We start from the raw sequence: 6,836 nt of genomic DNA on the forward strand, positions 1-6,836 counted from the left end.
GCGCCGAAGCGGTCCTTGTAGTTGGCGCGGACCAGCGGATCCAGCTTCGGCTGCACCTTGCTGTGCAGGCTGGTCCAGTCACCGGCGTGCTGGAAATTATTCATGATGTAGGTCCAGCCGTTGAGCTCGTCGACTGCATGCAGGCCCGTCGATTCCGCGCCCGCCGGGGTGGACAGCACGCGCGTCAGCTTCCTGGTGTCGACGTTGTAGGCCCACAGGAAATTGTTGACGTGCTGGCTGCTGTCCTCGCCGATGAACAGGGTGCGCAGCTTTTCCGAGAACTTGAGGTTGTCGGGGTTGGCGACCAGTTCGGGGTCGGCGGTGTTGCCCAACGCGTCGGCCGCGATATCCTTGCCGACCAGCAGCGCCCTGGTATGCACCGGCACCCATTCGCTGTTGATCGCGGCGCCGCCCAGGTCCTTCTGGCCGCCGGCGAGGTTGTGCTGCATCACGCCGCCGGCCTTGAGCGCCGCCGGAACCGAGATGCCGCTCTCCGGATTCCAGCCCTTGGCGGTGTTGCCGTTGACCATCGAATCCTGGATGTTCTGCAGCGCGGAGTAGGCCACCTTGTCCTTGATATTGACGGTGGTGCCTTCCATCTTGGTGAAGCCCATGCTGCCGCCCATCAGGTAGGCATAGCGATGGGTTTCCAGGAACGCCGCAGCCTTTTCCTTGCCGGGCATGACCTTGACCCAGTTGGCCGCGCCGCCGATGAAGATCTTCTTGTAGCTGGCGTCCGAGGGGTCGCTGAACTTGACGTCGAGGATATCGGTCGGCAGGTTGGACTTGGCCAGTGCCTCGATCTCGGCGCTGGTGGCATGGCCCAGCTTGACCCAGGTCAGGTCGGCGCCGGCGGCGGCGGGGTCGATGGAGAAGCCCGCGCCTACCTTGGCCACATACAGCGTGCCGGCGGAGAGATCCTTCTCCTTGTCCGCCACGAACATGAACAGGCCGCTGTTGGTGGCGTCGTCGCCCATCAGCACGGTGCGGTTGTCCGGCATCACCTGCACGAGTTCGTGCGAGATGCGGCCCATGCAATAGTGCTTCTTGATGCTGGCGGTGCCGTCCGGGTTGACCGTGACTTCGGGCATATGGCCATAGAAGTACGGGTTGGCCAGGACGCTGGCGGTGCCGAGCAGGTTCTTGCTGAACGCCTGGAACTGGGCGCTCGCGCTCGCGGTGAACGCGTCCGGCTCGTATTCCTCGCTGGACAGGTGCGTGTTCCACGGCGACAGGCTGGCGCCGCAGGTGATCCACAGGCCGTTGACGGACGAGGTGTCGACGTTGTGGTACTTGACCAGGGTCAGCTTGCCGGTGGCGGGGTTCTGGTCCAGCGTCAGCACGCCGATCGGCGACGGCAGGCGGCCATAGGTGTCGTTGCTGGCCTGGTCGCGCGTGGTGTATTCGAACTGGACCACGGCGAATACCGTGTTGCCCTTCACGCCCGCGACCTTGGCGCCGTCGATCTTGAGCAGCGAGGTGCCGTCCGGCGAGTCGGAGTAGAACTGGCGCTCCTTGCCTGCCACCGAGCGGTCGATGATCGGCTGGTTGTTGATGTCGAAATAGCCGCCGGCGAGGATGGTGCCGCCCTTGCCGTCCGGTACCTGGTCGCCGGTGATGAAGAAGGGCTGGTAGGCCAGCTTGTAGGTCTGGCTGGTGCCGTCGCTGAACGAGACCTTCAGGCTCGAACCCACCGTGGTGGTCGCCATCGCGGCCGCGTTACCCAGGTCCGGCGCGGCCATGCCGGTGAATTCCGCGGTGGTGAACGTGGCAGCCGGGGGGGTGGCCGCTATCGCTTCGTCATCGCCGCCGCAGCCGACCAGGAAGGCCGTGGCCCCGAGGCCCAGCGGCAGCATCGGCGCGCCAGCCAGGAATTTGAGCGCCTTGCGGCGGGATGCGTCAGGTTTGTCGAGCATTGTTCTTTCCCGTTCCTTATGTGATGGAGTGGGCGGCGCGCATGGCGCCGCCATGCCGCGCGCTGGTGGGGGACAGCCGAGCGTCGGTCAGGCCGATGTCGCATCCTATGAATGATTTGTGACAACCTGTTGAAATTGACTTATTTTTCAGACATTCGAGGGACCCGCCGCGCCTCCCTGGCGGGTTGGCGGGCGTTCCGGATACCTGCGGGCCGGCCGACGGGCGGCTGTTGTACACTGGCGGACGCGCCCGTCCCGGGCGCCTTATCCCTTAGCTTGCCGCCCGCCGGCGTCCCATGCGGCGCGCCGCGATGCGGCCTCACCCGTGCCGACCTACACCCTCGCCTCCTCCGTCCAGGCGGACCTTGAAATCCGCAAGAGCCGTTTCATCGGCTACGCGATCCCCGTGCCCGACCGCGAAACCGCCATGGCGCAGCTGCAGCGCCTGCGTGCCGAGCACGCCACCGCCACCCATGTCTGCTGGGCCCTGCTGGCAGGCGGCCAGTCCGGCATGTCGGACGATGGCGAGCCTTCCGGCACGGCCGGCCGGCCCATCCTGGAAGTGTTGCGCCACCATGAGCTGGACGGCGTACTGGCCGCGGTGGTGCGCTACTACGGCGGCATCAAGCTGGGAGCGGGCGGGCTGGTGCGCGCCTATACGGATGCGATTGCCGCCGCGATGAAGGACGCGCAGCGCATCGAACGCATCGTCCAGGCCGACCTGACGGTGGAGGTGGACTATGCCGACGAGGCGCGCGTGCGACGCTGGATCGAGCAGGCAGGCCATACGCTCGCGCATGGCGAGCACGGGGCCGCGGCACGGCTGACGATCCGCCTGCCGGCGAGCGTGCTGGACGACGCGCAGGCAGCGTTGCGCGATGCCACCCATGGGCGCGCCCGCTTTGCCGGCGCGGGCAAGGACGGCGACGATGAAGGGGCACCATCGTGAGCGGCCACGCGCCGGCACCGGTGCCCGCCTTCTCCGCGCGGGTGGAGCCGCTCGGCAGCACCTTTCCCGCGCCACCCGGACAGACGCTGCTGGAAGCCGCGCTGCAGGCCGGCGTGCGCCTGCCCAGCTCGTGCCGCAACGGCACCTGCCGCAGTTGCCTGTGCCGGCTATCCGCCGGGCGGATCGCCTATCGCATCGAATGGCCGGGCGTCAGCTTCGATGAGCGCGACGAAGGCTACATCCTGCCCTGCGTAGCGTATCCCGAAAGCGATGTGGTGATAGACGCGCCGCAGGCACGCTGAAGCGGGCTCAGGCCAGCCCGGCCAGCTTGCGCGCCCGCCTCGGCATCGCGCGCGCCGCCAGGCATTGCATGAAGAACGGCCAGGCGATGCGCAGGGCATCCGGGCCCGACGGATCGGAGAAGGCCTGGCTGGACGGCCCGCCGCTCCAGGCATGCGCAAGCCCTTCGATCCGCACCAGGCGGATATAAGGCCGCCCCTCGCTCGACCATCCATGAACACGGTAAGGGCGGCGCTGCCCGCGCTGCACCCTGCGCGGCGGCGCCGGCACGGGCGCTTGCGGCAAGAGTTGCTGCCACAGCGCCGCCGAGGCCAGTGCGTTGTCGAACGCCACCACGGGATCCGCATCGCCGTGCAGCAGCAGCAAGGGCGGCGGCGAACGCCCCGCCAGTTGCAGCCGGGCGGCGTGCAGGTCGGGCTGGCCCTTGCCATGCATGACGCGCGCCGCCTGCGCGGCGTTGCTCGCACTGTATGGCGCCGCGCCCGAGTGCGAGCCCACCGCGACAAAACGGTCCGGGTAGCGCAGCCCGAGCGTCAGCGCCATCGCCCCGCCGGCCGAAAGGCCCAGCACGAAGACGCTGTCGGGGCGAACCGGGCGATGCTCGCAGATATGCTCGACGATGGCCATCAGCAGGCTGGCCTCGGCTGCCACCCGGGCCGGCGAGCGGAACCAGTTCCAGCAACGCTGCGCATTGGCCTGGGAGGATTGTTCAGGCATCAGCACCACGCAGCCCGCGCTGCGCGCCAGCGCCGCCGCCCGGGTGCAGGCGGCGAAGCTGGCGGAATCCTGGCCGCAGCCGTGCAACAGCACCAGCAGCGGGGCCGGGCGCGAGGCACTCGCGCCGGGCGGGATGAACAGGCGGTAACGCCGCTGTACCAGCGGCCCCAGGCCCCAGCTGCCTTCCTCCCAGCGTCCGCCGCCCCGGCTGACCGGCGGCGGCACCGGCGAGGCTACCCCGCTGAGCACACGCTGCGCGGCCTTGCTCATGGCCTCGCCCTGCTTCACCGCCGAGCGGATGGCACTGCGCGTGACGGTGCGCTGCGCGTCGCGGACATTGCGGGTGGCGATCTTGCTCAGCGTATCCCAAAGCTTGCGGCCGCTGCGGCTGCGTCGTGTCATCGGCGATATGCCATGGGCGGCATCTCCTGTGCGCGTGGTGGGAATGCGCCGAGGCGGGCGCACGGCTGGCCTGGCAGCGCAGCGGTCCGCCGCGGCGCAGCAGCCAGTATGCCGCGCGCCGGCGCATTCTGTCCGGCGATGCCGGGCGCGCGCGCTCCCCATCGGCGGACTCCTGCCGCCGCGCTCGCCGCCTAAAATGCCCCGCGCAGCGCCAGCTCGGCGCCGAGCAGCAGCAGCCCGCAGAAAAACAAGCGGCGAAAGCGCGCCGCGCTGATGCGATGGCGCAGCCACTGGCCGATGTACATGCCGCCCAGCGCAGGCACCAGTGCCAGCAGCGAAGCGCCCAGCACCGGCGTGTGCAGCAACGCGCCGTTCAGCGCCAGGCTGATCGCCAGGGCGACAGTGGATACGGTGAACGACAAGCCCAGCGCCTGCACCAGGGTTTCCCTGTCCAATTCCAGCCCCTGCAGGTAGGGCACCGCCGGAATCACGAATACGCCCGTGACAGCGGTGATGGCGCCGGTGACCACGCCGATCAGCGGCCCCAGCCAGGCTTCCGTGGCCGCCGGGACTTTCGGATGGTATGCGGCCAGCCCCAGCACCGCGTACAACACCAGCGCCATGCCCAGCCATGCGGTGGCATGCGCCATCAGGCTGGCTGGCAACAGCGCGGCCGCCAGCCAGGTGCCCGCGCAGATGGCCGCCAGCATCGGCCACAGCCGCCGCGCCAGCTGGCCGAGCCGCGGCCCGCTGTACAGCTGGACGACGTTGGTCACCATGGATGGCGCCACCAGCAGCGCCGCCGCCTGCGCCGGCGGCATGGCAAGCCCCAGCAGCCCTACCGCCACCGTGGGCAGGCCCAGTCCCACCACGCCCTTGACCAGCCCCGCCAGCAGGAAGGTAAAGCCGATCAGCGCAGTCTGCGCGTTCAGGAAAGCCGACTCCATCGCGGGCCCCTCACCCGGCCCGTGCCGGCGAGGCCGCAACCGGGGCGTGCACGGCGCGGCTGTCGGCCGGGGCCTGCTCGCGCTCGTCCAGCCCGTAGTCGCGCAACACCTGCGCCACGCGCAGGCGATAGCCCGCGAACACGCCGCCGCGCCCGGCCGACTGCGCGTGGCGGTGCTCCGCCGTATTGCGCCAGGCCATGACCGCGGCTTCGTCGCGGAAGAACGACAGGGACAGCAGCTTGCCCGGGTTGCTCAGGCTCTGGAAGCGCTCCACCGAGATAAAGCCGTCGATGGCTTCCAGCGTGGTGCGCAGTTGCGCCGCGATATGCATATACGTATCCATGCGGCCCTCGGCGGGCTCGACTTCGAAGATGACTGCGATCATGGCGGAGGCCTTTTTCGGTTGCGTTCCATGGGTTCGGCGCGCCTTGCCGTTCACGGCAAGGGCACACGGAAAAGATCAGAGAAAATGCGGAATGCGCGTGTTGAGCGAGGGGCGATAGCGGAACGCGCGCGCCAGCAACGCCGGATCCGCGCCGCGCGACAGCAGCGCCGCGACAACCGCCTGCGCCACCGCCGACGCCAGCGCGTCGCCGGGGCAGGCATGACGGCCGCGGCCGAAGGTCCAGGGCGCCGCCGATGCATCGCACGCGCCGGTGCGTCCGCCGCCGTCATCGAGCGATGCCGCCGCCAGCACCACCAGCACGGTATCGCCGGCCTTCAGATCCGCGCCGCACAGGCGCGCATCGGCGGCCAGGAAGCGGCGCGTGTTCTGCACCGGCGGATCTTCGCGCAGCACGCCCGCGGCGGCCTCTTGCAGCGCATCCAGCCCGCGCCCTCGCTGCGGCTCCCGCGCGAGCCGCAGCAGCATGTTGCCGACCAGCCCGGCGCTGGCCTCGCAAGCCTGTATCAGCAGGCCGATCGCATTGGCGACGACAATCTCCCGCGTCACGCCGGCCGCCAGCGCCTCACGCACCAGCCCCTCCAGCGGCGGCGCGGCCGGATCCATTGGGGCCATGCCCGTTGTAGCGGACGCCAGGCGCGCGCGCATCCAGGCCTGCAGCCAGGCCGCCGCGTCGCTGCCGGGGGCAAGCTGCTCTGCCGTGGCCAGCGGCGACATCGCCCGCGCGAAAGCGGCCACCTGCGCCGCCATCCGCGCCGCCTCGCCACGCGCGCCGGCCACCTCCAGTCCCAGGACATCGGCCACTGCCAGCACCGGCAAGGAGAACATCCAGTGATTGACGGCCGCGCCCTGATGGCGGCTGTCGAACGGCAGATCCAGCGCCAGCGCCGACACCCGCGCGCGCATGGCGGCCAGATCCAGGCACGCCATCCGCTTGCGCAACACCGTCTTGAGCGGTGCGTTCCATTCGCGGTCGTTCATGCGGATCAGGCCGCCAAACAGCGCACCGGCGTGGCTACCCGCGAGCGCCGGCGGCACCGCCTGCGCGGGCGGCCGTACCCGGCACGCGGGATGCGCCAGCACCGCCGCCACCTCGGCGGCGCCAGCGGCCACCCACAGGCCGAGCGCTTCGTCGCGATAGAAGGGCCGCTGCGCGGCGAGGGTGTGATAGTAGGCCGCGGGGTCGGGATGGGTGACGGCGG

General features: G+C 69.9%; 7 protein-coding genes. 2 read left to right on the forward strand and 5 right to left on the reverse strand.

The features are described from left to right. A partial coding sequence (locus P3W85_RS29030; protein ID WP_276267294.1) for a PhoX family protein occupies positions 1-1,916 on the reverse strand: 1,916 nt, incomplete at its 3' end. A 325-nt stretch (positions 1,917-2,241) separates the two neighbouring features. Here P3W85_RS29030 and P3W85_RS29035 point away from each other — a divergent pair. After that, a complete protein-coding gene (locus tag P3W85_RS29035; RefSeq protein ID WP_276267295.1) occupies positions 2,242-2,865 on the forward strand; it encodes an IMPACT family protein in 624 nt (207 codons plus the stop codon). Then, on the forward strand, positions 2,859-3,167 hold the full coding sequence (locus P3W85_RS29040; RefSeq protein WP_430869639.1) for a 2Fe-2S iron-sulfur cluster-binding protein: 309 nt from the start codon (positions 2,859-2,861) through the stop codon (positions 3,165-3,167). The genes P3W85_RS29035 and P3W85_RS29040 overlap by 7 nt, the downstream gene beginning before the upstream one ends. A 7-nt stretch (positions 3,168-3,174) precedes the next feature. Here P3W85_RS29040 and P3W85_RS29045 read toward each other — a convergent pair whose 3' ends face one another. The 4 genes from P3W85_RS29045 to P3W85_RS29060 form a co-directional block, all read right to left on the reverse strand. Next, on the reverse strand, positions 3,175-4,284 hold the full coding sequence (locus P3W85_RS29045; RefSeq protein WP_276267297.1) for an extracellular catalytic domain type 1 short-chain-length polyhydroxyalkanoate depolymerase: 1,110 nt from the start codon (positions 4,282-4,284) through the stop codon (positions 3,175-3,177). A 191-nt stretch (positions 4,285-4,475) separates the two neighbouring features. Further along, the gene (locus tag P3W85_RS29050) at positions 4,476-5,231 is read right to left on the reverse strand and encodes a sulfite exporter TauE/SafE family protein (protein ID WP_276267298.1); all 756 of its coding nucleotides are present in this window, start codon (positions 5,229-5,231) and stop codon (positions 4,476-4,478) included. 10 nt (positions 5,232-5,241) lie between these two features. Then, a complete protein-coding gene (locus P3W85_RS29055; RefSeq protein ID WP_276267299.1) occupies positions 5,242-5,616 on the reverse strand; it encodes an antibiotic biosynthesis monooxygenase family protein in 375 nt (124 codons plus the stop codon). 75 nt (positions 5,617-5,691) lie between these two features. After that, the coding region (locus P3W85_RS29060; RefSeq protein ID WP_276267300.1) for a cytochrome P450 at positions 5,692-6,836 on the reverse strand (1,145 nt) is incomplete at its 5' end.

Source organism: Cupriavidus basilensis, from assembly GCF_029335485.1.
Taxonomy (GTDB): domain Bacteria; phylum Pseudomonadota; class Gammaproteobacteria; order Burkholderiales; family Burkholderiaceae; genus Cupriavidus; species Cupriavidus basilensis_E.